The sequence below is a fragment of the Bacteroides uniformis genome, from assembly GCF_025147485.1.
GTDB lineage: Bacteria > Bacteroidota > Bacteroidia > Bacteroidales > Bacteroidaceae > Bacteroides > Bacteroides uniformis.
The window spans coordinates 596145-621030 of record NZ_CP102263.1 but is presented as its reverse complement, the minus strand read 5'-3'; the positions used below and the strand labels follow the sequence as shown (position 1 = coordinate 621030).

The 24886-nt window shown below is 49.4% G+C and carries 26 protein-coding genes; 14 read left to right on the top strand and 12 right to left on the bottom strand.

Going from position 1 to position 24886, the window contains the following annotated elements:
- Positions 1 to 48: 48 nt before the first annotated feature.
- Entirely contained in the window at positions 49 to 432 is a 384-nt protein-coding gene (locus tag NQ510_RS02535; protein WP_005824913.1) for a VanZ family protein, read from the top strand.
- A 2-nt stretch (positions 433 to 434) separates the two neighbouring features.
- Here the strand turns inward: NQ510_RS02535 and NQ510_RS02530 are convergent, their stop codons facing one another.
- Positions 435 to 1733 (bottom strand): UDP-N-acetylmuramoyl-tripeptide--D-alanyl-D-alanine ligase, encoded by a 1299-nt coding sequence (locus NQ510_RS02530; RefSeq protein ID WP_005824911.1) that lies wholly within the window; start codon positions 1731 to 1733, stop codon positions 435 to 437.
- Between the two features lie 184 nt (positions 1734 to 1917).
- Between NQ510_RS02530 and folP the strand changes: the two genes are divergently transcribed.
- The 4 genes from folP (at position 1918) to NQ510_RS02510 (ending at position 6520) form a co-directional block, all read left to right on the top strand.
- Positions 1918 to 2769, top strand: a complete 852-nt coding sequence (gene folP / locus NQ510_RS02525) for a dihydropteroate synthase (protein WP_005824910.1) — start codon at positions 1918 to 1920, stop codon at positions 2767 to 2769.
- Positions 2770 to 2795: 26 nt separating this feature from the next.
- Positions 2796 to 3560, top strand: coding sequence for a diadenylate cyclase CdaA (gene cdaA, locus NQ510_RS02520; RefSeq protein WP_005824908.1), 765 nt, complete (start codon positions 2796 to 2798; stop codon positions 3558 to 3560).
- Positions 3561 to 3639: 79 nt separating this feature from the next.
- On the top strand, positions 3640 to 5178 hold the full coding sequence (locus NQ510_RS02515) for a TldD/PmbA family protein (RefSeq protein WP_005824906.1): 1539 nt from the start codon (positions 3640 to 3642) through the stop codon (positions 5176 to 5178).
- 22 nt (positions 5179 to 5200) lie between these two features.
- Positions 5201 to 6520: a TldD/PmbA family protein gene (locus NQ510_RS02510; protein WP_005824904.1), complete on the top strand. Its 1320-nt coding sequence runs from the start codon at positions 5201 to 5203 to the stop codon at positions 6518 to 6520.
- 2 nt (positions 6521 to 6522) lie between these two features.
- On the opposite strand, the gene NQ510_RS02505 is transcribed toward NQ510_RS02510, so the two are convergent.
- Genes NQ510_RS02505 through NQ510_RS02490 form a run of 4 tightly spaced genes read right to left on the bottom strand, consistent with a single transcriptional unit; the run spans position 6523 to position 9579 of the window.
- Positions 6523 to 7539 carry a GNAT family N-acetyltransferase gene (locus tag NQ510_RS02505; protein ID WP_005824902.1) on the bottom strand — a complete coding sequence of 339 codons (1017 nt, stop codon included), beginning with the start codon at positions 7537 to 7539 and terminating at the stop codon, positions 6523 to 6525.
- A 42-nt stretch (positions 7540 to 7581) separates the two neighbouring features.
- Complete coding sequence (locus NQ510_RS02500) at positions 7582 to 8496, bottom strand: DUF2156 domain-containing protein (protein ID WP_005824900.1); 915 nt, start codon at positions 8494 to 8496, stop codon at positions 7582 to 7584.
- 52 nt (positions 8497 to 8548) lie between these two features.
- Positions 8549 to 9244 (bottom strand): LrgB family protein, encoded by a 696-nt coding sequence (locus NQ510_RS02495; RefSeq protein WP_005824898.1) that lies wholly within the window; start codon positions 9242 to 9244, stop codon positions 8549 to 8551.
- On the bottom strand, positions 9241 to 9579 hold the full coding sequence (locus NQ510_RS02490; RefSeq protein ID WP_005824896.1) for a CidA/LrgA family protein: 339 nt from the start codon (positions 9577 to 9579) through the stop codon (positions 9241 to 9243). Before NQ510_RS02490 ends, NQ510_RS02495 begins: the two co-directional genes overlap by 4 nt.
- Before the next feature lie 322 nt (positions 9580 to 9901).
- On the opposite strand from NQ510_RS02490, the gene pta reads away from it, so the two are divergent.
- From pta to NQ510_RS02475, 3 genes are all read left to right on the top strand, one after another.
- Positions 9902 to 10921, top strand: a complete 1020-nt coding sequence (pta, locus tag NQ510_RS02485) for a phosphate acetyltransferase (RefSeq protein ID WP_005824889.1) — start codon at positions 9902 to 9904, stop codon at positions 10919 to 10921.
- Between the two features lie 21 nt (positions 10922 to 10942).
- Complete coding sequence (locus NQ510_RS02480) at positions 10943 to 12139, top strand: acetate/propionate family kinase (RefSeq protein ID WP_005824887.1); 1197 nt, start codon at positions 10943 to 10945, stop codon at positions 12137 to 12139.
- A 180-nt stretch (positions 12140 to 12319) separates the two neighbouring features.
- Positions 12320 to 13720, top strand: coding sequence for an alkaline phosphatase (locus tag NQ510_RS02475; RefSeq protein WP_005824885.1), 1401 nt, complete (start codon positions 12320 to 12322; stop codon positions 13718 to 13720).
- A gap of 106 nt (positions 13721 to 13826) precedes the next feature.
- Here NQ510_RS02475 and NQ510_RS02470 read toward each other — a convergent pair whose 3' ends face one another.
- From NQ510_RS02470 to NQ510_RS02455, 4 genes are all read right to left on the bottom strand, one after another.
- Positions 13827 to 14039, bottom strand: a complete 213-nt coding sequence (locus tag NQ510_RS02470) for a hypothetical protein (protein WP_005824882.1) — start codon at positions 14037 to 14039, stop codon at positions 13827 to 13829.
- 99 nt (positions 14040 to 14138) lie between these two features.
- A complete protein-coding gene (locus tag NQ510_RS02465) occupies positions 14139 to 15995 on the bottom strand; it encodes a serine hydrolase (protein ID WP_005824880.1) in 1857 nt (618 codons plus the stop codon).
- A gap of 41 nt (positions 15996 to 16036) precedes the next feature.
- Positions 16037 to 16801: a UDP-2,3-diacylglucosamine diphosphatase gene (locus NQ510_RS02460; RefSeq protein ID WP_005824878.1), complete on the bottom strand. Its 765-nt coding sequence runs from the start codon at positions 16799 to 16801 to the stop codon at positions 16037 to 16039.
- 39 nt (positions 16802 to 16840) lie between these two features.
- Complete coding sequence (locus NQ510_RS02455; RefSeq protein ID WP_005824875.1) at positions 16841 to 17152, bottom strand: metal-sulfur cluster assembly factor; 312 nt, start codon at positions 17150 to 17152, stop codon at positions 16841 to 16843.
- A gap of 178 nt (positions 17153 to 17330) precedes the next feature.
- Between NQ510_RS02455 and NQ510_RS02450 the strand changes: the two genes are divergently transcribed.
- On the top strand, positions 17331 to 17711 hold the full coding sequence (locus NQ510_RS02450) for a transposase (RefSeq protein WP_005828537.1): 381 nt from the start codon (positions 17331 to 17333) through the stop codon (positions 17709 to 17711).
- Positions 17693 to 18694 (top strand): IS3 family transposase, encoded by a 1002-nt coding sequence (locus NQ510_RS02445; protein WP_227212994.1) that lies wholly within the window; start codon positions 17693 to 17695, stop codon positions 18692 to 18694. Before NQ510_RS02450 ends, NQ510_RS02445 begins: the two co-directional genes overlap by 19 nt.
- Positions 18695 to 19179: 485 nt before the next feature.
- Here NQ510_RS02445 and radC read toward each other — a convergent pair whose 3' ends face one another.
- The 3 genes from radC to efp all read right to left on the bottom strand — a co-directional run bounded on the left by radC (position 19180) and on the right by efp (position 21599).
- On the bottom strand, positions 19180 to 19866 hold the full coding sequence (gene radC / locus NQ510_RS02440) for a RadC family protein (protein WP_005825180.1): 687 nt from the start codon (positions 19864 to 19866) through the stop codon (positions 19180 to 19182).
- A 31-nt stretch (positions 19867 to 19897) separates the two neighbouring features.
- On the bottom strand, positions 19898 to 20887 hold the full coding sequence (locus NQ510_RS02435; RefSeq protein WP_005825178.1) for a glycosyltransferase: 990 nt from the start codon (positions 20885 to 20887) through the stop codon (positions 19898 to 19900).
- Between the two features lie 145 nt (positions 20888 to 21032).
- Positions 21033 to 21599, bottom strand: a complete 567-nt coding sequence (gene efp, locus NQ510_RS02430; RefSeq protein ID WP_005825176.1) for an elongation factor P — start codon at positions 21597 to 21599, stop codon at positions 21033 to 21035.
- Positions 21600 to 21793: 194 nt separating this feature from the next.
- Between efp and rpmH the strand changes: the two genes are divergently transcribed.
- From rpmH to NQ510_RS02410, 4 genes are all read left to right on the top strand, one after another.
- Entirely contained in the window at positions 21794 to 21955 is a 162-nt protein-coding gene (gene rpmH / locus NQ510_RS02425; protein WP_004292199.1) for a 50S ribosomal protein L34, read from the top strand.
- A 170-nt stretch (positions 21956 to 22125) separates the two neighbouring features.
- A complete protein-coding gene (locus tag NQ510_RS02420) occupies positions 22126 to 22773 on the top strand; it encodes a PASTA domain-containing protein (RefSeq protein ID WP_005825170.1) in 648 nt (215 codons plus the stop codon).
- 53 nt (positions 22774 to 22826) lie between these two features.
- Entirely contained in the window at positions 22827 to 23897 is a 1071-nt protein-coding gene (locus NQ510_RS02415) for an RluA family pseudouridine synthase (RefSeq protein ID WP_005825168.1), read from the top strand.
- Positions 23894 to 24874, top strand: coding sequence for a D-alanine--D-alanine ligase (locus NQ510_RS02410; RefSeq protein WP_005825166.1), 981 nt, complete (start codon positions 23894 to 23896; stop codon positions 24872 to 24874). Before NQ510_RS02415 ends, NQ510_RS02410 begins: the two co-directional genes overlap by 4 nt.
- The last annotated feature ends 12 nt before the right edge of the window (positions 24875 to 24886 follow it).

Sequence of the window (24886 nt, the reverse complement as noted above, 5' to 3'; positions counted from 1 at the left end):
TAGAAAATGTTCTGTACTTTTGCGCACAGTTCGTTGATAATTTGGTATATGCTATATTATATTAAGAAATATCCGGTGTCGCTTTTTATTATTCTGACGGTGATTTATCTTTCATTCTTTAAACCGCCTTCTACAGAAATAAGCAAGATTCCCAATATAGACAAGGTGGTGCATATCTGTATGTATTTCGGCATGTCAGGAATGCTGTGGCTGGAGTTTCTTCGCGCTCACCGGAGAGACAACGCCCCTTTATGGCATGCATGGGCAGGGGCGTTTGTCTGTCCCGTTTTGTTCAGCGGAATGGTGGAGTTGCTGCAAGAATACTGCACGACATACCGTGGTGGAGACTGGCTGGATTTTGCGGCCAATACCACGGGAGCGGTGCTTGCATCAATGGTCGGCTATTTCATTTTAAGGCCAAGGATGAAATAGGATTATAAGTATTCAACTACGGAACTTAGCTTGATGCCGTTCGACCCTTTTATCAGAATTGTTTTCCCGCAAGGTTTCTCTCTTTGCAGCTCTGCGATGAGTGCGGTTACATCGGGATAACTCTGATAAGAGTGGCGTGTGGCGGCAAACAATTCCCCTACAAGAACTACATCCTTGAATCCGCATTCTTCCAGATAGTCTGCAATCTTCTGGTGCTCGTCGGCACTGTCTTTACCCAACTCCCGCATATCTCCCAATATCAACATTTTGTTTTCGGCCTGCATGTTCCGGAAGTTACTAATGGAAGCCATCATGCTTGTGGGATTGGCATTATAGGCATCGATAATCAGAGTGTTGTCCGCTGTTTTTTTCAGTTGTGAACGGTTGTTTTGCGGGGTATATCCGGCCAGTGCCTTGTCTATTTTCTCCGGTTCCACACCAAAAAAATGTCCGATGGTGACAGCTGCCAGAGCATTGGGGAAGTTATATTCACCGATAAGCCGGGTTTGTACTTCGTGATATTTGCTTTCGTTGTCCGTTTTCCACTCGAAGGTGAGGTAAGGAGAATTGCCGGTGACGTGTCCGTTGATGTACAGCCCGTCCTCACTGCCGTAGGCAATCTGGTGGAGTCCGTAGGCTATCTTTTTCAAGTAGGGGTTGTCGTTATGGATAAAGATGGTAGCTTCTTTCCGCGTCCGCAGATAGTCGTACATCTCTCCTTTGGTCTTGATGATTCCTTCAAAAGAGCCGAATCCCTCCAGATGGGCTTTTCCTACGTTGGTAATGATCCCGTAGTCAGGTTCGGCTATCTCTACCAGCTCCTTGATGTCTCCCGGGTGGCTGGCGCCCATTTCCACCACGGCAAGGTCGTGTTCAGGGCGCAGGCGAAGCAAGGTGAGGGGAACACCGATGTGATTGTTCAAATTTCCCAAGGTATAGAGCACGTTGTGAGTTTGCGAAAGTACGGTGGACATCAGTTCCTTGGTAGTAGTCTTTCCGTTTGTACCCGTAATGCCGATGATGGGTGTACGCATCTGCCGACGGTGGTAATTGGCAAGTTGTTGCAAGGTCTTCAAGCTGTTTTCCACCACGATGTATCGTGTATCGCCTGCGGGGGCATAGGCTTCTTCATCTACTATGGCATAAGCACTTCCGCTTTCCAGCGCTCGGGCGGCAAAGGCATTTCCGTTGAATGACTCGCCTTTCAGCGCAATGAATAAAGAGCCTTGGGGGCAGTTACGGCTGTCAGTAGTGACACTGGTGCATGTTAGGAATATCTGATGTATAGCTGTTATATCCATGACTTTATAATTAAATCAATCTGTGTGAATCTGTGTAATCTGTGGTAAACCATCGTGCAAAGATATAGTTTTAATCCTCTCCCTTCCCGGGTACAAGCAAAAAACTTATCAGTTTTATGAGTTTATGTATTTTGAAACCACTTTTTTGTTTACATTTGCAGGTACTATATAGAACAGACTGCCTATGGAAATTACAACTGCCCGATATATAAATGTCAACGGTTCGCTGCTCGACCTCTCTCAACCCCGTGTCATGGGCATACTGAACGTTACTCCCGATTCCTTTTATGCCGGTAGCCGTACACAGACAGAGGTGGAAATAGCACGCCGGGTGAAACAGATAGTTTCGGAGGGAGCGGCCATTATTGACATAGGCGCTTACTCTTCCCGTCCCAATGCCGACAATGTCTCTGCCAGGGAAGAGATGGAACGGTTGCGTATGGGCCTGAAAATACTTTTTGAGATACAGCCGGATGCTGTGGTGTCGGTAGACACTTTTAGGGCGGATGTGGCAAGAATGTGTGTGGAAGAGTATGGTGTTGCCATCATCAATGATATTGCGGCCGGTGAGATGGATGCGAATATGTTCCATACCGTTGCGGCATTGAACGTACCTTATATTATGATGCACATGCAAGGCACTCCGCAAAGTATGCAGCAGCATCCTCATTACGACAATCTTCTGAAAGAGGTTTTCTTGTATTTTGCGCGCAAGGTGCAGCAATTACGTGACTTAGGTGTAAAAGACATCATTCTGGACCCCGGTTTCGGCTTTGGAAAGACAATGGAGCATAACTATGAATTGCTGTCCCATCTGGAAGAGTTCCGTATTTTTGAGTTGCCTTTGCTGGTAGGCGTTTCACGTAAATCGATGATATACCGCTTGTTGGACATTACTCCTCAGGAGGCGCTGAATGGTACTACGGTGCTCGATACCATCTGTTTGCTGAAAGGTGCTGACATTCTCCGCGTACACGACGTGAAAGAAGCCGTGGAAACCGTACGGATTGTGCAAGCCATGCGAAATAATTCCTAGTCCCTAACCCCTAATCATTCAATATCGTGTTTTTTGAATTTGGAATAAAAGATTTTATAGATATTCTGTTAGTGGCTTTTTTGCTGTACTATACGTATAAGCTGATGAAAGCCTCCGGTTCTATAAATGTGTTTACGGGTATCCTGGTGTTTATCCTGATATGGCTGGTGGTATCGCAGGTGCTGGAGATGAAATTGCTCGGTTCCATCTTCGACAAGCTGGTCAGTGTGGGCGTGCTGGCGCTTATCATTTTGTTTCAGGACGAGATACGGCGCTTCTTGCTGACACTCGGCTCGCATCAGCATGCCAGTGCGCTGGTGCGCTTCTTCACCGGTAACAAGAAAGAGAAGCTGGAACATGACGACATCATGCCGGTGGTAATGGCATGTATCAGTATGGGGAAGCAGAAGGTTGGTGCCCTGATTGTCATTGAACATAATCTGCCTTTGGATGATGTGGTGCGTACGGGAGAGATTATCAATGCCGATATAAACCAGCGTCTGATTGAGAATATTTTCTTTAAGAACAGTCCGTTGCACGATGGAGCGATGGTTATCAGTAAGAAACGTATCAAAGCGGCGGGATGTATCCTGCCTGTTTCCCATAATCTGGACATTCCTAAGGAACTGGGGCTGAGGCATCGTGCTGCCATGGGGATTTCCCAGGTGTCTGATGCGCATGCCATCATTGTATCGGAGGAGACCGGAGGTATTTCAGTGGCTTACAAAGGACAATTCTATCTGCGTCTGAATGCAGAGGAATTGGAAAGTTTGTTAACAAAGGAAAGCTAAGGTGTGACAAAATCTCCTATTTTTACGTCATATAACTATGATATAAAAAACAATATCTTATAACTAATAACTGAAAAGGATGGATAGACGAAATTTCTTACGGACGGGAAGTCTGGCGATGTTAGGTTCGCTGGCAGTACCCTCGTTGGCTATGCCTGCGTCAGTACGCGGAGCTTTAGGAGGAGCAGATAATCAGTCTGCCGTAGCTTCGGCAATGGTTCACTTCGGTGTGACGGAGGCTGACTTGAAGAAAGTGATGGCTGCCGCTCTGGAAAAAGGCGGCGATTATGCCGACCTTTATTTTGAACACACATTCAACAACAGTGTGGTTCTGATGGACGGCAAAGTAAACAACTGTGGAGCTAACATTGACTTCGGTATGGGCGTACGCGTATTGGCAGGCGACCAGACGGGGTATGCTTATGTGGAAGGGGTAACTATGGAAGAAATGCTGCGTGCTGCACGTACTGCTGCCCGTATCGCCTCTTCGGGCAAGGCCGGAAAATCTGTAGGACTGACGGAAAAGACAATTACCAAAAGCCGCTATGCCGTCACTGAACCTTGGGAGGACGTGAGTGTCAAGGCAAAAATACCTTATTTAGAAAAGCTGAACGAAAAGATTTTCTCTTTGGACAATCGTGTACGTAAGGTGCAGGCTTCTCTTTCTGACAGTACATCGCACGTGCTGTTCTGTAATTCCGAGGGCGTGAGCTACTACGACTACCGTCCGATGGTTTCTTTTATGGCAGTCTGCATCATGGAAGAGAATGGAAAGATGGAGAACGGTTATGCCGGTCGTTCTTACCGCAAGGGTTTTGAATTCATGACGGATGACATCGTGGATATTATTGCACGTGAGGCGGTGGATAAGACTGCTATCTTGTTCAAGGCTGTGAAACCCAAAGGTGGCGAAATGCCCGTCGTGATGGGGGCTGGCGGTTCGGGTATCTTGTTGCACGAAGCCATAGGACATGCTTTTGAGGCTGACTTCAACCGTAAACGTACTTCCATTTTCTGCGACCTTTTGGGAAAGAAGGTGTGCGATGAGCATATCAACGTGGTGGATGACGGTACCATCGCTTTCAATCGTGGAGCCGTGAATTTCGACGATGAGGGTGTGGAAGGCCAGAAAACCTATATCGTGAAGGAAGGTATCCTGACCAGTTATCTGCACGACCGCATCAGTGCCAAGCATTATGGGGTGGCTCCTACTGGAAACGGACGTCGCGATACTTTCCGTAATACTCCTATCCCCCGTATGCGTGCCACTTATATGGAAGCCGGCAATATGAAGGAAGCGGACATTATCTCCACCGTGAAGAAAGGTATCTATTGTGACCAGTTTACCAATGGCCAGGTGCAAATCGGTGCCGGAGACTTTACCTTCTTTGTGAAGTCGGGTTACTTGATTGAGGATGGCAAGTTGACGCAGCCCGTCAAGGATATAAATATCATCGGTAATGGTCCGAAAGCATTGGCTGACATCACGATGGTGGCAAATAACGATAAGATTGACAACGGTACTTGGACCTGTGGTAAAGACGGTCAGTCTTGTCCCGTTACCTGCGGTATGCCATCGGCACTAGTCAGCAAGCTGACTGTAGGAGGAGAAAGTTAATTATCAACTATCAATTAAAGACATGATTACAGACGACAATAAGAAATTGGCACAATGGGCAATGGAATATGCCTTGAAGAACGGTTGCCAGGCAGCCAAACTGGTGCTATATACAAATTCTAATTCTTCTTTTGAACTGCGTGACGGCAAAATGGACCGTTTGCAGCAGTCTACGGAGAATGGTTTGGGATTGAATCTTTATGTGGACGGACGTTTCGGCTCTTTTTCCACCAATCGGCTGGATAAGAAAGAATTGGAAACTCTTATCACGAATGGTATAGAGTCTACCCGCTATCTGGCGGTGGATGAGTCGCGTATGCTGGCCGACCCTGCACGCTACTATAAAGGAGGCAAGCCTGACTTGCAGCTTTTTGACAAGAAACTCTATGAAGTCAACCCGGATGATAAAGTGGCGATTGCACGTGCTGCTGCAGAGGAGGTATTGGGCAAGGATGAGCGTATCATTTCGGTTGATTCTTCTTATAGTGATGGCGAGGGTTCTTCCTATCGTTTGATAAGCAACGGATTTGAAGGCGAGTCGAAGAGTACCTGGTTCTCTGTCTCAGCCAGTGTATCCATTAAGGGAGAAGGCGAAGCTCGCCCTCAGGATTACTGGTACGACTCGGCTCTGTTCTATGATAAATTGACGAAGACGGGAATCGGTGCCAAGGCATTGGAACGCGTATTGCGCAAGCTGGGACAGAAGAAAGCAAAGTCGGGTAAATATACAATGGTGGTTGACCCTATGAATGTGGGAAACCTGCTCAGTCCGATGCTAAGTGCATTGTATGGCAGTGCTTTGCAACAAAAGAACTCCTTCCTGATGGATAAGCTGGATACGAAAGTGGCTTCCGACCTCTTCACGTTGCGTGACGAGCCGCATGCTATCGGTGCAAACGGTTCACGCTATTTCGATAATGAGGGTGTGGCTACCGAACCCCGCACTGTTTTTGACAAAGGCGTGCTGAAAACTTATTTCATCGATACCTACAATGGTAAGAAGATGGATATAGCTCCTACTATCAGTGCACCTTCACGTCTAATTCTGACACTGGGCGATAAGGACCTGAACGGATTGGTTGCAGATATTAAACAAGGCATCTTGGTTACGGGCTTCAATGGCGGTAACAGCAATAGCAGTACCGGTGACTTCTCTTATGGTATAGAGGGTTTCCTTATTGAAGACGGCAAGCTGACACAGCCCGTCAACGAAATGAATGTGACGGGTAACATGGTTACTTTATGGAATTCCTTGGTTGCTGTGGGCAATGACCCTCAACCGAACCGTTCATGGCAGATTCCTTCGCTGGTATTTGAGGGAGTCGACTTCAGCGGATTATAATGCTAGTTCAACATCAGGCTCATATATGGGCTTGATGTTGCAAATATTTTTTCGGTGAGTTCACCGATTGTAAGTGCCAAGTGGCTGCCCGGCAGACGCTTGGCACTATTCATATATTTACCATTGTTCAGGTAGTAGTAGCCGTTATTGGCACTGACCTGCTCATCGGTGAGATGAATGCTGAGTTCCAGTTCCGGATGGGCCGTAGCATAGAGTTGCAGCATGGTTTTGGCATTGATGATGCGTGCCATGCCCAAAAGTTGGCTTTCACCGGTAGCGGGAGGAGTGAGAACCCGGATGGACGGGAGATTCAAGCTTTGGCAGATATGTTGAAGCAGTAAAGTTTTTGTAGCGGGAGTATCCGACACGATTTCTCCAATGCGCCAGTTGGCTTTCCCTATCGGATAGGTAATGGCCAAAGCCGTGATTTCCTCCCCATTGCTCAAAGTGCAAATGAAACCCTGCCCCAGTTGTAAATCGGCAATGATAACCTGAAAATCCTCTTCCGTATGCTGGATGCAGCAAGGGCGCTCCCGCAATTTCCGGTCGAGATATTCATATCTTTTTTCAGTATATTCGGCAGACATTTCCAAAGTAAGGCCCGTATCGGCTGTCGGTGTACCGGAAGCGATAAAGGTCTCTTCGGCATAGCGGAATACGGGGGCATAACCGCTGCGGCCATAGTAGTCGAACAGCCACGGTTCTGCCGGTATCAGGGTGGATAAGGCGACATTATTGTGTAGCATCCGTGCAAAGGCTTGTGATAACAGCTCGTGCATTACGCCCCGGTTACGGTAATCAGGGTGTGTGCAGGCGCCGGATATATAGGCCGTATGAATATCTTCTCCTTCGAACGTCATAGGATAAGGCAACATCTGTAGGGCGGCAATCACTTCTTCGCCGCTTTGGATGGCAATATTGATATCATTGTTGTAGCGGAGCCGAAAATACAGTTCAGTAAATTCCTCGCTATCATTGAAACAGAGCTTCCATAAGTTCTTTACCTTTTCCCGTATCATCAATCCCTTATCCTTTTAATCCTTAATCTCTAATCCTTACTCTCACCATTTGATAGCTTCCACCGGTTCATCTTTCAGGCATGCCACGTATTTTTCCAGAATAATGGCAGGCTGGTACGAAAGTTTGGCCTTGCGCAATCCTTCAATACCCAAATCCTCTTCACGGTTGAGGTAGACATATTGTTCGGGGATATGGTTGGCAAATTCATAGTTAATCATTGCGTACGCTCCGTCTATGCTGGTGTCGGCCTTTTCCACATGTACTCCGAAGGTATCTTGGTTGATGGGCATTCCGAAAGTGAAGGCGGCAATTTTGCCGTCTACATGCAGGATGCCTCCGGTCAATCCCAGTTCTTCAAAATTGTGGAGGGCGTAGACCAGTGCGCGACGTTCGTTGCCCGTTCCTTCATGCTGGTCGCAATTGTTGGCCTTACACCATTCGGCTTCCAGGTCCAGACATTCCTGGATGCGGTCGGGAGTGATGGGAGTATATTCGTAATTATAGGTGCGTTTGAATTTGTTGACATGATTCCGTTTGGACTGGAATTTCTTTCCGGCAAGCGTGGCGAGGTCTGTACGCAGATAGAGGTAATCGGCATAGTCCCGGTCTGCTGTGAACTGGAATTTTCCGGGCATGAAGGCTTCCAGTTCCGAGCACATGCCCGAACATATTCCCAGCAGGCAGAAAGGCTCCCCTTCCCGGTGTGCGTCTTCGACCAGTGCGTCCAGTACTTTTGTCAAATCTCCGTTACCTATCGGCATCATGTACACCAGTTCATCGTTTGCCCAGAATTTCAGCAGGAGGAAGCCGTCCATGATGGCAAACTTTGTATTGTATAGAAAACGCCAGCTGCATAGGTTGGAGAATGAGAGGTCACAATTCCGTCGCGGACTGTTCTGTGTATAGGAAGTAATCAGTTCTTTGTCTTGTAATTCGATATCTTTAAATGAAATCATACGTTGTTTTTAGTTGGTTATGATTATAGATAACAAAAATAAGAAGATTTTGTTAGAGTAGCCCTAATAATCGCAGAATAGTTGGGGTCAGCAATGCAGTGAAAATACCGTTCAGGGTCAGGCCGAGGCTGGCGAATGCGCCGTATTTGCGGCTGATGTCCATGGCTGTGGAAGTTCCTACCGCGTGGGCGGCGGCTCCCAAGGAAAGGCCTTGTGCCATAGGACTGCCGATGTGGGTCAGTTTCATGGTCTTGAAGCCCAGTATTCCTCCCAGCAAGCCTACACAGACCACTACGGCGGCGGTAAGTGAGGGAATGCCGCCCAGCGACTTGGTTACTTCCATGGCTATCGGCGTAGTGACCGACTTGGGCGCCAGGGAGTAGATAATCTCGTCGGAAGCCCCCATCAATTTAGCTATCAGCACGACAGAGATAACTCCCACAATGCAGCCGGCAAGTTGTGACAGCATGATGGGGAGCAGCTGTTTCTTAATCGTTTCCAATTGGAGGTATAGGGGGACTCCCAGGGCCACAACAGCGGGTTTCAGCCAGAATTCTATCAGATGTCCTCCTTCATTGTAGGTCTCATAACTGATATGTGTCATCTTCAGGAAGACAATGAGGATGGCAATTGTCAGCAGGATGGGGTTCAGCAACATGATGCCGGTCTTTTTCTGCAGGAGTTTGGCCAGAAAGAAAATCCCGAAGGTGACAGCCAATAGGAAAAATTCGTTTTCTAAAAAGTTCATTTGATTTTACGTGTTAGTTGATGAACCCATCCGGTGACTACAATCACCAGCAGGGTGCTGATTATGGAAGCGGTCACTATCGGCCAGAACTCGGAGGCGATGACATCGAAGTAAAGCATGAGAGCTACACCGGGCGGTACGAAGAAGAAGCCCAGGTTGGCAACCAGGAAGTCGGACATACCCTGCACCCAGTGCAGTTTAATCCAACCCAATTTCAAGAATAGGGTGAGCAACAGCATACCGATGATGCTGGAAGGTAACTTGATACCCGTAAAGAAAACAATCAGTTCACCCAAAGCTAAGCATCCGAAAAGGATGGCGCATTGACGAATCATACTATTATAATACCTATTGTTATACGTTGAAAACGCTGCAAAGGTAGGTATTCTATGTATTGCTTGTTATCGTTGTATCCTGATTTTTTTTATGTCGTTTGTAGAGTCGGGCGGGTTGTTCCTGCCGGACGGGTAATTGTTTGTTGCAGAGGGGCACGTGTGCGTACACATGAATGCTGGGAATACCTAATGTTAAATATTATAATAATTATGGTCTGAACGGTAAAAAGACCGATGTTTGCAATGTAGATATTGCAAAATTGTGTACTTTTGCGGCGTGAATAACACATACTGCCGATTCTTAATAGACAATTAAAATATCATGCAAAGATTAATTAACGAAATTGTTGAGCGTGCCAAAGCAAACCGCCAACGAATTGTTCTTCCCGAGGGTACGGAAGAGCGTACACTGAAAGCTGCCAATCAAATCTTGACTGACGGAGTAGCCGACTTGATTATCCTTGGAAAACCTGCCGAGATAGAGGCTTGTGCCAAAGAGTGGGGGCTGGGAAATATAAACAAGGCTACCATTATCGACCCGGAAGACCATCCTAAGAAAGAAGAATATGCCCAACTGCTTTGCGAGCTCCGCAAAAAGAAAGGCATGACCATCGAAGAGGCTCGCAAGTTGGTTGTCGATCCGCTTTATCTGGGCTGCCTGATTATAAAGAACGGCGATGCTGACGGCCAGTTGGCAGGTGCACGCAACACTACGGGTAATGTACTTCGCCCTGCTTTGCAGATTATCAAGACTTCCCCGGGCATCACTTGCGTTTCGGGTGCCATGCTGCTGCTGACACATGCTCCTGAATATGGAAAGAACGGTATCCTGGTGATGGGTGACGTGGCTGTGACTCCGGTGCCCGATGCAGAACAATTGGCACAGATTGCCGTATGTACAGCGCGTACAGCCCAGGCAGTTGCCGGTCTCGACCCGAAAGTTGCCATGCTGAGCTTCTCTACCAAGGGCTCTGCCAAGCACGAAGTGGTGGACAAGGTGGTCGAGGCATTGAAGATTGCCAAGGAGATGGCTCCCGATATTGCCATCGACGGTGAGTTGCAGGCCGATGCAGCTTTGGTACCGGAAGTAGGTGCAAGCAAGGCTCCGGGTTCTTCTATCGCCGGACATGCTAACGTATTGGTTGTCCCCAGCCTCGAAGTGGGCAACATCTCCTACAAACTGGTGCAACGTCTGGGACATGCTGATGCCGTAGGACCTATCCTGCAAGGTATCGCCCGTCCGGTGAACGACCTTTCACGCGGTTGCTCCATCGAGGATGTGTACCGCATGATTGCCATCACTGCCAACCAGGCCATTGCTGCCAAAAAGAATGCTGAATAACTTTTAAATCTGATATATAGTATGAAAATCTTAGTATTGAACTGCGGTAGCTCGTCCATCAAATACAAATTGTTTAATATGGACCGGAAAGAAGTTATCGCCCAGGGTGGTATCGAAAAAATTGGTTTGAAGGACTCTTTCCTGAAGTTCACCTTGCCCAGTGGCGAGAAGAAAGTTCTTGAGAAGGACATTCCAGAGCATACCGTAGGTGTGGAATTTATCCTGAACACCTTGACAAGCCCTGAATATGGAGCCATCAAGTCTTTGGACGAAATCAATGCCGTAGGTCACCGTATGGTGCATGGGGGCGAAAAGTTCAGCGAGTCTGTACGGCTGACGCCGGAAGTGCTTGCCGCCTTCACTGCCTGCAACGACCTGGCTCCGCTCCACAATCCTGCTAACCTGAAGGGTGTAAATGCAATATCTGCCATTCTGCCTAATGTTCCGCAGATTGGTGTGTTCGATACGGCTTTCCACCAGACCATGCCGAAGCATGCCTATCTGTATGCCGTGCCTTACGAACTTTATGAAAAGTACGGCGTACGCCGTTATGGTTTCCACGGAACCTCACACCGCTACGTATCGCAGCGCGTCTGCGAGTTTCTGGGTGTAGAGCCGGAAGGAAAGAAAATCATCACTTGCCACATTGGCAACGGTGGTTCCATTACTGCCATCAAGGACGGTAAGTGTGTAGACACCAGCATGGGCTTGACCCCGCTGGAAGGTTTGATGATGGGTACCCGTAGCGGTGATATTGATGCCGGTGCCGTTTCTTTCATCATGGAGAAAGAGGGTCTGGATGCCAACGGCATCTCCAACCTGCTGAACAAGAAGAGCGGTGTGCTGGGTATCTTCGGTGAATCCAGTGACATGCGCGACCTGGAAAATGCCGTAGCTGCCGGTAATCCGAAGGCTGTTCTGGCTGAAGAAATGTACTTCTACCGCATCAAGAAATATATCGGTGCCTATGCCGCTGCTTTGGGTGGTGTGGATATCGTGGTATTTACCGGTGGTGTCGGCGAGAATCAGGCAAGTGCCCGCTGGGGTGCATGTGAAGGCCTGGAATTCATGGGCATAAAGCTGGATGCCGAGAAGAACAAAGTACGCGGTGAAGAAATGGTTATCTCTACCGAAGATTCTCAGGTGAAGGTGGTGGTAATCCCCACTGACGAGGAACTGATGATTGCTTCGGACACGATGGATATTCTGAAGAAGTAATATCGCTGTAATATTTCCCGGTTCCGGCTTCCCGGAGTCCGGATGTGGTTTCGCCCCTGCAAATATGTAATGTATTTGTAGGGGCGAAATGTTTTCCGAATCCTTTAAAATCCTTATCTTTGTTACTCGGTTAAAAACAATAAAGGCAATTTTCCGAATAACTTTAAATAAGAACTGCTTATGAAACGATTAATGTATGTGTTGTTCTTTGTACTGCTGACCAGCGGCATGGCCTATGCCCAGCAGGCGAAGTACGTGTTTTATTTCATCGGTGATGGAATGGGTGTGAACCAGGTGAACGGTACGGAGATGTATCTGGCCGAACAAGAAGGGCGCATCGGTGTAAAGCCTTTGCTGTTCACTTCTTTCCCGGTTGCCAGCATGGCAACTACCTTTTCTGCCACCAACTCGGTGACTGACTCTTCTGCTGCCGGAACAGCCCTGGCTACCGGTGCAAAGACCTATAACGGCGCCATTGGTATGGACGATAACAAGAGTGTGCTTCAGAGTGTGGCCGAGAGAGCCAAAAAGTCCGGTAAGAAAGTTGGGGTAACTACCAGCGTCAGTGTAGACCATGCTACTCCCGCTGCATTCTATGCCCACCAGCCGGACCGTGGTATGTATTACGAGATAGCCCTCGACCTGCCGAAAGCCGGTTTCGACTTCTATGCAGGCGGTGGTTTCTTGAAACCGACTACTACTGCCGACAAGAAAGAGGCTCCGAGCATCTTCCCTATCTTTGAAGAAGCCGGCTATACCGTTGCAAGAGGCCTTGACGAATACAAGTCGAAGTCTGCCCAGGCGGACAAGATGATTCTTATCCAGAAAGAAGGGGCAGAGCCTTCTTGTCTGCCCTATGCCATCGACCGCCAGGAAGGCGACCTGACACTGGCCGAAATTACCGAGAGTGCCATCTCTTTCCTGACCAAAGGCAGTAACAAGGGTTTCTTCCTGATGGTTGAAGGTGGAAAGATTGACTGGGCCTGCCACGGAAACGACCCCGCCACAGTCTTTGAGGAAGTGGTGGATATGGACAACGCCATCAAGGTGGCTTACGAGTTCTATAAGAAGCATCCCAAAGAAACGCTGATTGTGGTAACTGCCGACCATGAAACCGGCGGTCTGGGGCTGGGTACCGGTAAGTACGAGCTTCAACTGAAAGCCCTTGCCAAGCAGAAGCAGTCTCAGGATATCCTTTCACGTTCCATCACGGATTTACGCAAGATGCGCAAGGTTATCAACTGGCCGGAAATGAAGGAATTCCTGGCAGAAAAGATGGGTTTCTGGAAAGAGCTGCCGGTGAGCTGGGAGCAGGAGAAGATGCTGCGTGATGCTTACGAAGAATCATTTGTGAACAAGCATGTAGTGTTTGAGGAAAGTCTTTATGCCAAGACTGAGCCCCTGGCCGTTGCCGCCAAGAAGGTAATGAGCCAGATTGCCATGGTAGGCTGGACCAGCGGTGGCCATACAGCCGGATATGTGCCGGTATTCGCAGTAGGTGCAGGCTCCAAGCTGTTCGTGGGTAAGATGGACAACACGGAAATCCCGAAACGCATAGCCAAGGCTGGCGGATACAAATAATAGACAGTCACCACAGATTACACGGATTCTCACAGATTGGAAGCTCTGATATCAAGTATAAGAGACTAATCTGTGAGAATCTGTGCTATCTGTGGTGGCTGTCTATTTATTCCTTAAGGTCCTTCTTTATAATTTCATCCATCTCCCGGATACGTTTCTCCCGTTCCTTGGCGGATTTTACTTTCTGGTCCTTGTATCCGGTATCTGTCCGTTCGGAGACCTCTTCGCTCCATTCCTCGAATTCATCCGTTGCCGGACGTCCGTGCGGGTCTATGTTCTCTTCGGCAATCGGGTCGTTTCTGTAAATCATATCATCCATGACGCTAATGTTTTTAATGTTATGATGTTACTACAACCATGCCGGGAAAAAGTTCCGGTAACCTTCACTTTTTCGTAATCATTTATAAGAATAAACGTTTTATAGCGCGGGCAGCAGGTACTTCCATATTAGATTCAGCTCTGCCTGCATGTCGGGGATGTTGGCGGTGACGGCAATGACAGCATCCTTGTCCGGCAACACCAGTATGTATTGTCCGTTGGCACCATCGGCACGGTAGGCGTTGTGGCGGCAGCGCCACATCTGGTAGCCGTAGCCCTGCAGCCAGTCGCTTGTCTTGGCGCTCATCTTCGCTTTCTTCAGCATCTCCGGTTTCATGCCGGCGGGCAGTGAGGGCACTTGGCAGGCAGATGCCTCCTTTACCCATTCTTCGGGCAGAATCTGCTGTCCGTTCCAGTTTCCTTTCTGCAGGAACAGTTGTCCCATCTTGGCAAGGTCTTCCGTTTTGAGGTACAACCCCCAGCCTCCGGTATTGACGCCTTGCGGGCTTTCCTGCCACCGGGCGTTGACGATGCCAAGTGGGCGGAACAGACGGGGATAGAGATAATCCACCACTTTCTCGCCCGTCACTTTCTGTACGATGGCTGAGAGCATGTAGGTTCCCAGGCTGTTGTAGGTGTAGAAGGTACCGGGCTTGTGCTCCACGGGGAAGGCAAGGAACTCCTGCACCCAATCGGCGTCCGCCTTTTTGCGTACCGTTCCGGTGGGGTCGGTGTCGTGCCCGCAGTTCATGGTCAGCAGGTCGCGTACGGTCATGGCTGCCAGATTTTCGCTGACGGTTGCCGGAAGCTTGTCGGGGAAGAAGGAGATGACCTTGTCCGTCAGCTTCAGCCTGCCTTCGGAGGCGGCAAGTCCCACGGCGGTGGCGGTGAATGTCTTGCTGACGGAGTTCAGGATGTGAGGCTCATCCTCTTTCCCTTCGCCCATCCATTCTTCGGCAATGACATTGCCGTGTTGCACAATCATGATACTGTGCAGGTCTTGTCCGGCTTTCTTTACGGCATCCAGATATCTGTTCATGGCCTTGTCCAGCTTCGGAGTAGCGGCGGCGCGGGGCAGGCCCTTGGTCAGTTGGTTGATGGAAATCAGCTTTATGTCTTTGTCTTCAATGGCTTTCCGGACGCGGGGGCTTGTCAGCAGGTCGGTCACTCCCTGGCGGTCCAGCGCCACGTCCTCATATCCGATGTGGAAGACGGTTTTCATTTCATCGTTGTCCAGTGCCGGGTGGTCTAAGAAAAGGTAGCGCTGGTCCGGCTGCAACTTCTCCAATGCTTTGATGAAGCTGGCCTCCTTTTCTTCGGCGGTTCTTTTGGGGCCGTCGTACCCGATGTAGGTAAACCGGTAGTCCTTGGAGGAGTCCATGCGGTCGATGGACGGCAGGTTGTATTCTTTGGCGAGCCGTTGCACCAGCTCGTTCACTTCTTTGCTGAAACCGGTGGAGAGCATGTGTCCGGACAGATGGCTGAGTTGCGGAATGCTTTTCAGCGTCGTCTCTATCTGTGCGCGGAACTCCTGCTCTATCTCCTTGATGTCCCATTTCTGCTCCATGATGGACTGTCCCGGATAGGCGGGGTTAGGGAACATCATCGGGTAGAAATAGCCGTTCTCGTCCGTCAGGCTGGGGCAGTGGGTCAGCGGACGCCACTTCACGTTCTCCCACTCGCTGGTGATGACGAGGTGCAGGCCGACGTCCAGTCCCGGATTTTCTTTCAGCATCTTGATGGCTTCCGGATACCAGGCTGCTACGGGCATCACTTCCACGCTGCGGGCAATACCCGAGCGGTAGGTCTGGATGCAGGCTTCGTTGACGGAATGCAGGGCACCGAGATCGTCAATGCGGATGACAAGTGTCGGGGCGCCGGATTGTCCCCATACCGGCAATGCTCCTGCTGCGAGCAGGCATCCGGCAATCATGTTTTTCAGTCTTAAAGGTTTCATGGGTGGTAATGGTATGATGGTTAACAGTTTGGAAATGCGGGTTATAGCTTCGTCTCTCCCTCCACAAAATTCTCAAGGAAGAGGTTCTCGCCGTCAAAGACGGCGTACGAGAAGTAGTTTATCCAGTCGCCGAGGATGAGGATGCGGGCAGTACTGCTCAGCATCAGGTCCAGTTCGATGTGGCGGTGACCGTAGATGAAGTAGTTGATGTTGGGATGGCTTTTCAGGTATTCCTTGGTGTAGAGCACCAGGTATTCGTTGTTTTCTCCCATGTATGCGGGTTCTTTCCCGTCTATGCGTTTCAAGCGGCTGTGCTTGGCCCAGTTCAGTCCCAGCTCCATGCTCCAGCGGGGGTGCAGGGCAGAGAACAGCGTCTGTAGGGTACGGCTGCGGAACATGGCGCGCAGCATCTTGAACTTCTTGTCCGGGTCGCCTAGCCCGTCACCGTGGGCAAGGTAGAACTCTTTTCCGAAGATTTCGGTGGTCAGCGGTTCGCGGTGTATCATGACGCCGCACTCCTTGGTCAGATAGTCGCCGCACCAAAGGTCATGGTTTCCCGTGAAAAAGTGGACTTCTACTCCCAGGTCGGTCAGTTCGGACAGCTTGCCCAGAAAGCGGGTGTATCCTTTGGGCACTACGGTACGGAATTCGTACCAGAAGTCGAACATGTCTCCCAGCAGGTATACGGCCGATGCCTTGTGCTTGATGCTGTCCAAGAAGTTGACCAGCCTCCGTTCTTGGGTTCGTCCGTGTTCGATGGCTCGTGAGCCCAGGTGAGCATCCGAGAGGAAATATACATTCTTCATTTTCAACTTTCCATTTTCAACTTTGAACTTTCAACTGATTTAAAGGAATCCCAGCTCCAGTTTCGCTTCTTCGCTCATCATGTCCTTGTCCCACTCGGGTTCGAAGACGAGATTGATGGTGGCGGAGGTTACGCCGTCGATGGATTCCACCTTCTGGCGCACATCTTCCATGATGAAGTCGGCTGCCGGACAGTTGGGGGCAGTCAGCGTCATGTCGATGGAGGCTTCTCCCTGGTCGGAGACGTCTATTTTGTAAATCAGTCCCAGGTCGTATACATTTACCGGTATTTCCGGGTCGAATACGGTCTTGAGCATGGAGACTATTTTCTCTTCTATTTCAAATTTGGTCATATTCGTAGGGTTTTATATATAGGTTTTCAAAGAACAAAGCTATGGAATTTAATTGAAAATGCAAAGGAACGCCCTCCTTTTCATTACTTCGGGGAGGGTTTGACGGTGGGTGAACATGCTTCATGTCTTATCCTGATATAGGTAGACACATTTACAAACTAATAAATGTGTTACTATTATGACTTCAAAACGAAAGCTTTATCGTGAAGATGAAAAACTGTTTTTTCTTCACTCTTACTACCAATCAGGTATGAGTAAGCATGCCTTTTGCCGGGCACATGGCATTTGTTGCCCTGCCTTGCTAAATAGTTGGATTAAAAAGTATTCAAATTTAGCAGAAGAGCTATCTTTGCCTTCTGAACAAGAATCACCAGATATGTCCAATCGCAGCAAGGAAGCCTACAAAGATGAAAATACCCAATTAAAAAAGCGCATTAAAGAGCTGGAGAAAGCTCTGTCTTTCTCCAAGCTGGAAACAGAAGCCCGTGAGTTGATGATTACGCGTGCTGAAGAACTCTTCAACATCCCTATCAGAAAAAAATCTGGGGCCAAATCGTAACGGAACTGGTCAGTCAGCGCAACCTGAAAGTTGCGTTGGCCTGCCGTCTGTTTGGCCATTGTCGTCAAGCCTACTACCAGTCAAAGGCTGACATTGAGAGTCAGATACATAGGGAACGTCTCATGCTGGATGCTGTCCGTGATATCCGTATCGAAGATCCGGGTATAGGCTGTTACAAACTGTGGATTATGCTCACCGTGCTTTTTGGAGCCGGGTTCATGCCTGGGCGGGACAGCTTTTATGCATTGCTCCGGCAACACCGCTTGATGCTTCCTGCCCGCAAGACCCGGCATACGACGAACTCCAACCATCGCTACCACAAGTGGAAGAACCTAATCAAAGGACTGACCTTGACTTCAGCCAACCAGTTGTGGGTCAGCGACATTACTTATATACCACTTGCCAATGGTGAAGTCTGTTATCTGCATCTGATTACGGATGCCTACTCCCATAAGATAGTGGGATGGGTGCTTGCCGACACCTTACGGGTATCGGCAACCATCAATGCATTGCAACAGGCTATAGAGCAGGCTGTTGAAATGACAGGAGATGAAAATCTTACGGGCCTGATACATCACTCGGACCGTGGCGTACAATACTGTTGCGACCCATACGTGGCACTTCTTCAGAAACATGGCATTGCCATCAGTATGACGGAAGACTACAAACCCACCGACAATGCCGTTGCGGAACGTATCAACGGGATTATTAAGGCGGAAAGCAGCCATCCTCGAGGCCGGTTCAACGAAATCGGGCATGCAAGAAATGTCATAGCTCGCTACATACATTTCTATAACCATCGCAGACCGCATATGAGTATCGGGTATAAAATACCTGCTGTGGCGCATCTGGAGAAGGGAATACAGAAGAAAATGTGGAAGAAGAAAAAATATCCTTCCACAAGTAGCAATAAAAAGAAGGATGCAATATCTTTGCAAAGCCGGACAGCAAGTCCGGGCGAAGGCGCAGGACAGCGCACCTGACAAAGACAGAATGCCTCTTTTAGGGGCACCCAGTCTTGCCGGACAAGCAAGCACGGGCTCTGCAAATGCAGCAGGATGACTGTCAACAGAATCAGGACAACTCACTTTGCTGTGTCTACTATATCAGCAGGGCTTGGGAAGAAGTGACTACTGAACCAGTACAACATTCCAAGAACCGTCTACTGATATCGGTTATAAAAAGAAAAAGCGTCTAGCTAAATCAGGAAAAGACAGTTTGACGGTGGGGAAACACGCTTCACCCGCTGGGGGAACTCCCTTTACCCCTGGGGAAACTCCTTTTACAATAGGCGGTAAAGGTCTTTACAATATGGGGTAAAGAGCGTTACAATATAGGGTAACGGCTTTTACATACCGCGGTAACGGCTTTTACATTGGCTGGTAAATAGCAGGTAAATACAATGTGCTGATAGTTAGTGTTATGACCGCTTTTGTCTTTCGTATAGTATGTCCGTAACTTGGATTATTTATAGCAATCCTTCGTCGTTGAAGCTGTAATGGCTTCCGTCCGTGACGATGACGTGGTCGGTCAGGTGTATGTTCATGGTTTGGGCGGCTTTCCTCACGAGTTCCGTCAGCCGCTGGTCGTCGTTACTGGGGTGCGGGTTGCCGGAGGGATGGTTGTGGATAAGGGCTATCTGTGTGGCGCGTTGCAGCAGGGCTTCGCGCAGGATGCTGCGCACGTCGGCGGTAGTCTGGTCGATGCCGCCGCGGCTGATGCGTACCTTGTCTATCACTTTGGCGGCGTGGTTCATAAGCAGTACCCAGAATTCTTCTGTGGCAAGGTCGCAGAGCAGGGGATGGAACAGCTCGTAGATGTCGGCGGAAGAGCGGATGGCGGTACGTCCGGAGCGTTCCTGCAGCTTGCGGCGTTTGCCCAGTTCCAGGGATGCCATGACGGTGATGCTTTTGGCGGGGCCCATGCCTTTGAATCGGGAGAAGTCCCGCACCTCCCATTTGCCCAGGCGGTTGAGGTCGTTGCCGCAGGCGGCGAGTATGCGCTGCATCAGTGTCACGGCGGTTTCTTCCGTATTGCCGGAGCCGATGAGGATGGCTAGCAGTTCGGCATCGCTCAAGGCTTCCGCCCCTTTCTGCATCATCTTTTCCCGCGGGCGGTCCTCTGCAGCCCACTGGTTGATATTCAGTTTCTCCATATCATCCCTAATCCTTAACCCCTAATCCTCCTTATTTGTAAAAGTTCTTTTTGAACGCCTCGAACTCGTCCTTGCCAAGTATGCAGCGGTTCCACCAGGCGCGCAGGAACCCCGTCCCGTATCCGATGAGCTGGATGAAGGCGGCGGCGACGGAGTAGAGCCCGATGCTGAGGCTACGGTTCCGGATAGTGGAGTCCATGCATACCAGAAGCGCATAAAGAGCGATGGGCAGCAGGCTGTACGGGCAGAAGGGCGTTCCCAGCAGGAATATGGCCACTCCCAGGGTAAATGCAGCCGGCAGCAGGTGGACGAGCTTCAGAGATTCCGGATACTTCTTGTACAGATTGATGCGGGCAATCCCGGAATTGTGTACCTGCTTGAAGAATTTTCGGAAGTCTGTCCGTCGCTTGTGGTATACCCAGGCACCGGGGAACAGCCGGCATGTATATCCTCCCTTGAAGATTCGGATGCTGAAGTCGATGTCCTCCCCGAAGCGCATCCGCGAGAATCCGCCCAGGGCTTGGTACACTTCCTGCCGCACACCCATGTTGAAGCTACGCGGATAGAACTTGTCCATCTTCTTCTTCCCCCCACGGATACCGCCGGTGGTGAAGAAGGAGGTCATGGAGTAGTTGATGGCTTTCTGTATGTTTGTGAATGATTCGTGCGCGCGGTCGGGGCCTCCGAAGGCATCGGCGGCTTCGTGCTGCAGCTCTTCTTCCACAGCAAGGAAATAACCTTCGGGCAGGATGCAGTCCGAATCCAGTATTATCAGGTATTCGCCCTTGCTTCGTTCCACCCCGTAGTTACGGGTCTGCCCGGGGCCGGAGTTGGGCTTGTCATAGTAATGTACGTCCAATAGTTCCTGATACTTCTCTGTGACCGGCTTGCAGGGGATGGAGGAGCCGTCCTCCACCACAATCACTTCAAAATCCTTGAAACTTTGCTGCGTCAGGCTTTGCAGCAGTTCATCCACCTCATCGGGGCGGTTGTATACGGGGATGATGACGGAGTATCTCATGGGTATGGCTTTATGTTTTGGTTGTCTCCGCAAAGATATATCATTTAAGCTTTGTAGATGAATAAATGGAAAGAAAAATCCCCGGATGCCAAGTGGAGCACCGGGGATGATATGAAAAGGGCATTTGCCTGATTTCCAAAAGGGCTTATGCTTTTACGCGGCTTACGTAAGAACCGTCGCGCGTATCGATTTCGATAGTCTCGCCTTCGTTGATGAACAAGGGGACGCGGACTGTGGCGCCGGATTCTACTGTGGCGGGCTTCAGCGTGTTGGTGGCTGTGTCGCCTTTCAGTCCCGGTTCCGTATAGGTAATCTTCTGCTGAACCTTGATGGGCACGTCGGCATAGAGCACGGTTTCTGTGGAAGCGTCTGATACCACGTCTACTATCATTCCTTCGAGCAAGAAGTCAACACCGTTGATGAGGTCGTGGGCGATGGGAATTTGGTCAAAAGTCTCCTGGTTCATGAATTGGTAGTTGTCACCGTCATGATAGAGGTATTGGTGGGGACGACGTTCTACACGCACGTCTTCCAGTTTCTCACCGATGTTGAAACGACGTTCCAGAACGTAGCCGTTCACCACGTCTTTCAGCTTGGTACGCATGAAGGTATTACCTTTTCCCGGCTTTACATGCAGGAAGTCGATGCAGAAATACAGCTTGCCGTCCATGCGGATGCAAGTTCCGATTTTAATGTCTTGGGCATTAATCATACTTATAGTCTTTAATATTATTATATTGGTATTTACTTCTTTAGTGCTGGTTTGCGGGTGCAAAAGTAATGGAATTCGGTAAAAAACACAAAAACTTTTGAGAGAAAATGAGTTATCTCTTGGTTTATTTGAAAAAAGTACCTATTTTTGCAGCCCGAATTCGTGAGAATAATAACATAAAACAAGATACAGTAATGAAAAGAACATTTCAACCCTCGAACAGAAAGAGAAAGAACAAACACGGTTTCCGTGAGAGAATGGCTACAGCAAACGGCCGCAGAGTATTGGCAGCACGTCGTGCTAAAGGCAGAAAGAAACTGACTGTTTCTGACGAATACAACGGAGTAAAGGCATAATAGGCCGTTCTCGTTCGTATTAAAGAAATAAGGGAGCTGCAAAAGACTGATTCTGGTCTTTTGCAGCTTTTCTTATGTATTGTGCCCGGTTCTCCGGAAAAAACTATTGCCAACTCCGTGTACTATGTGGTGAAAATTGTATCTTTGTCCCAAATAATGCATTATCGATTATGACAATAAAAGATTTTTTCTCTTTCCGGCAGAACCGGTTCTTCTGGGCGAACATCCTTGCGATGGCCGTTGTGGTAGTGGGATTGCTGTTCGGAGTGCTGAAAGGACTGGATATATATACCCGCCACGGCGAGGCTGTGATAGTGCCCGATGTGAAGGGTATGGGAGTGGAGGAAGCCGAGAAAATGTTCCGTAACCGCGGCTTGGTCTGCATCGTTTCGGATTCCAGTTATGTCAAGACTCTTCCTGCCGGCTGCATCCTCGAATATAATCCGGCAGCCGGACAAAAGGTAAAGGAAGGACGTACCATCTATCTTACAATCAATACGATTGAAGTCCCTCTGCACATAGTGCCCGATGTGGCGGACAACAGTTCGCTGCGGCAGGCGGAAGCGCGTATTCTGGCTTCGGGCTTCAAGCTGGCCGAGATACAGTATATTCCGGGTGAGAAGGACTGGGTGTATGGCGTGAAGTATAAGGGGCGTCAGCTTTCCATCGGCGAGAAAGTGCCCACCGGCGCAGTGCTGACGCTGATGGTGGGAGATGGAGGCGCCTTGAAGGCAGACTCCCTGGGAGTGGATGCCGTGGGAGGTACCGTTGAACCCGTGTTGTCCGAAGACTCCGCGGCAGATGAGTCCTGGTTCTGATAAACATCTGACTCCAATCGTAAATTGTAAATAGTCAAATTGTAAATGCCGTGATGATAGAAGAATTGCCGGATGATATAGATAATGATGAGCTGGACGACGTAGAGCCGGTGGGTGACGAGGCGCAACTCTATGAACACTTCCGTGTGGTGGTGGACAAGGGGCAGGAGATGGTGCGGGTGGACAAGTATCTGTTCGACCGCTTGACGAACTCCTCGCGTAATCGCATCCAGAAGGCTGCCGATGCAGGCTTCGTGATGGCGAACGGCAAGGCTGTGAAAAGCAGCTATAAGGTGAAGCCGATGGATGTAATCACTGTGATGATGGACCGTCCACGCTATGAGAATGAAGTCATCCCCGAAGACATCCCCCTTGATATAGTATATGAGGACAAGTATCTGATGGTAGTGAACAAACCTGCCGGTCTGGTGGTGCACCCCGGTCATGGCAACTATCACGGTACGCTTGTCAACGCCATAGCCTGGCATATGAAGGATAATCCCGATTATGATGCCAATGACCCGCATGTGGGACTGGTGCACCGCATCGACAAGGACACCTCCGGCCTGCTGGTGATAGCCAAGACTCCGGATGCCAAGACGAATCTCGGCAACCAGTTCTTCAACAAGACGACAAAACGCCGTTACCGGGCGCTGGTCTGGGGAAATGTAGAGCAGGATGAAGGGACCGTTGTCGGCAATATCGGTCGTAATCCCAGAGACCGCATGCAGATGACCGTCCTCCCCGACGACCAGGGAAAGCATGCCGTCACCCATTACCGGGTGCTCGAACGTTTGGGATACGTCACACTGGTGGAATGTATCCTTGAAACGGGACGCACCCATCAAATCCGTGTGCACATGAAGCACATCGGACACATACTTTTCAACGACGAACGTTACGGTGGACACGAAATCCTGAAAGGAACCCACTTCGCTAAATACAAACAATTTGTAAACAACTGCTTCGACACTTGTCCGCGGCAGGCATTGCATGCCATGACGCTGGGGTTTGTGCATCCCGTCACCGGAGAAGAAATGTACTTCACTTCGGAATTGCCCGATGACATGACCCGGCTGATAGACAAATGGAGAGGCTATATCAGTAACAGAGAATTAGAATGAAACGCACGATTGCTATTGTAGCCGGAGGAGATACCTCCGAATTCCACGTCTCCCTGCGTAGTGCACAGGGGATTTACTCCTTCATCGACAAGGAGAAGTATACCTTATATATTGTAGAAATGCACGGACTGGACTGGCATGTACAGCTGCCCGACGGCGCTAAGACTCCGGTAGACCGCAATGACTTCAGCTTCGTGCTGGATGGCGAGAAAGTGACATTCGACTTTGCCTATATCACCATCCACGGAACTCCGGGTGAGGACGGCCGTCTGCAGGGCTATTTTGATATGCTCCACATCCCTTATTCGTGTTGCGGAGTACTGGCAGCGTCGCTCACGTACGATAAGTTTGCCTGCAACCAGTATCTGAAAGGTTTCGGTGTGCGCATTGCCGAATCGTTGTTGCTGCGCGGCGGACAGTCGGTAACGGATGAAGATGTGATGGAGAAAATCGGTCTGCCTTGCTTCATTAAGCCCAGCTTGGGAGGTTCCAGCTTCGGCGTGACCAAGGTGACGGCGAAAGAGCAGATACAACCTGCCATAGCCAAGGCATTTGCGGAAGCGCAGGAAGTACTGGTGGAGGCCTTTATGGACGGAACCGAGATTACCTGCGGCTGTTACAAAACAAAAGACAAGTCCGTAGTGTTCCCCATTACGGAGGTGGTGAGCCACAACGAGTACTTCGATTATGAAGCTAAGTATAATGGTGCGTCTGACGAGATTACTCCCGCCCGCATCTCGGACGATTTGACCCGCCGGGTGCAGACGCTGACTTCTGCCATTTATGATATACTCGGGGCCTATGGCATTATCCGCGTGGACTATATCATTACCGAAGGGGAAAAAATCAATCTGCTGGAGGTGAATACCACCCCCGGAATGACTGCCACCAGCTTTATTCCCCAGCAGGTTCGTGCTGCCGGAATGGAGATGAAGGATGTAATGACAGATATTATAGAAAACAAGTTTAAGGATTAATCATTATTCATT

Excerpts from the sequence above, each read along its gene's own strand:
- NQ510_RS02530 (WP_005824911.1), bottom strand. The coding sequence starts at position 1,733 with ATGGATATAACAGCTATACATCAGATATTCCTAACATGCACCAGTGTC.
- efp (WP_005825176.1), bottom strand. The coding sequence starts at position 21,599 with ATGATTAATGCCCAAGACATTAAAATCGGAACTTGCATCCGCATGGAC.
- radC (WP_005825180.1), bottom strand. The coding sequence starts at position 19,866 with ATGGAGAAACTGAATATCAACCAGTGGGCTGCAGAGGACCGCCCGCGG.
- NQ510_RS02515 (WP_005824906.1), top strand. The coding sequence starts at position 3,640 with ATGGATAGACGAAATTTCTTACGGACGGGAAGTCTGGCGATGTTAGGT.
- folP (WP_005824910.1), top strand. The coding sequence starts at position 1,918 with ATGGAAATTACAACTGCCCGATATATAAATGTCAACGGTTCGCTGCTC.
- NQ510_RS02480 (WP_005824887.1), top strand. The coding sequence starts at position 10,943 with ATGAAAATCTTAGTATTGAACTGCGGTAGCTCGTCCATCAAATACAAA.
- NQ510_RS02460 (WP_005824878.1), bottom strand. The coding sequence starts at position 16,801 with ATGAAGAATGTATATTTCCTCTCGGATGCTCACCTGGGCTCACGAGCC.
- NQ510_RS02505 (WP_005824902.1), bottom strand. The coding sequence starts at position 7,539 with ATGATACGGGAAAAGGTAAAGAACTTATGGAAGCTCTGTTTCAATGAT.
- NQ510_RS02455 (WP_005824875.1), bottom strand. The coding sequence starts at position 17,152 with ATGACCAAATTTGAAATAGAAGAGAAAATAGTCTCCATGCTCAAGACC.
- NQ510_RS02535 (WP_005824913.1), top strand. The coding sequence starts at position 49 with ATGCTATATTATATTAAGAAATATCCGGTGTCGCTTTTTATTATTCTG.
- NQ510_RS02435 (WP_005825178.1), bottom strand. The coding sequence starts at position 20,887 with ATGAGATACTCCGTCATCATCCCCGTATACAACCGCCCCGATGAGGTG.
- NQ510_RS02510 (WP_005824904.1), top strand. The coding sequence starts at position 5,201 with ATGATTACAGACGACAATAAGAAATTGGCACAATGGGCAATGGAATAT.
- NQ510_RS02470 (WP_005824882.1), bottom strand. The coding sequence starts at position 14,039 with ATGGATGATATGATTTACAGAAACGACCCGATTGCCGAAGAGAACATA.
- NQ510_RS02410 (WP_005825166.1), top strand. The coding sequence starts at position 23,894 with ATGAAACGCACGATTGCTATTGTAGCCGGAGGAGATACCTCCGAATTC.
- NQ510_RS02420 (WP_005825170.1), top strand. The coding sequence starts at position 22,126 with ATGACAATAAAAGATTTTTTCTCTTTCCGGCAGAACCGGTTCTTCTGG.
- NQ510_RS02465 (WP_005824880.1), bottom strand. The coding sequence starts at position 15,995 with ATGAAACCTTTAAGACTGAAAAACATGATTGCCGGATGCCTGCTCGCA.
- NQ510_RS02415 (WP_005825168.1), top strand. The coding sequence starts at position 22,827 with ATGATAGAAGAATTGCCGGATGATATAGATAATGATGAGCTGGACGAC.
- NQ510_RS02495 (WP_005824898.1), bottom strand. The coding sequence starts at position 9,244 with ATGAACTTTTTAGAAAACGAATTTTTCCTATTGGCTGTCACCTTCGGG.
- NQ510_RS02500 (WP_005824900.1), bottom strand. The coding sequence starts at position 8,496 with ATGATTTCATTTAAAGATATCGAATTACAAGACAAAGAACTGATTACT.
- pta (WP_005824889.1), top strand. The coding sequence starts at position 9,902 with ATGCAAAGATTAATTAACGAAATTGTTGAGCGTGCCAAAGCAAACCGC.
- NQ510_RS02450 (WP_005828537.1), top strand. The coding sequence starts at position 17,331 with ATGACTTCAAAACGAAAGCTTTATCGTGAAGATGAAAAACTGTTTTTT.
- NQ510_RS02475 (WP_005824885.1), top strand. The coding sequence starts at position 12,320 with ATGAAACGATTAATGTATGTGTTGTTCTTTGTACTGCTGACCAGCGGC.
- rpmH (WP_004292199.1), top strand. The coding sequence starts at position 21,794 with ATGAAAAGAACATTTCAACCCTCGAACAGAAAGAGAAAGAACAAACAC.
- NQ510_RS02490 (WP_005824896.1), bottom strand. The coding sequence starts at position 9,579 with ATGATTCGTCAATGCGCCATCCTTTTCGGATGCTTAGCTTTGGGTGAA.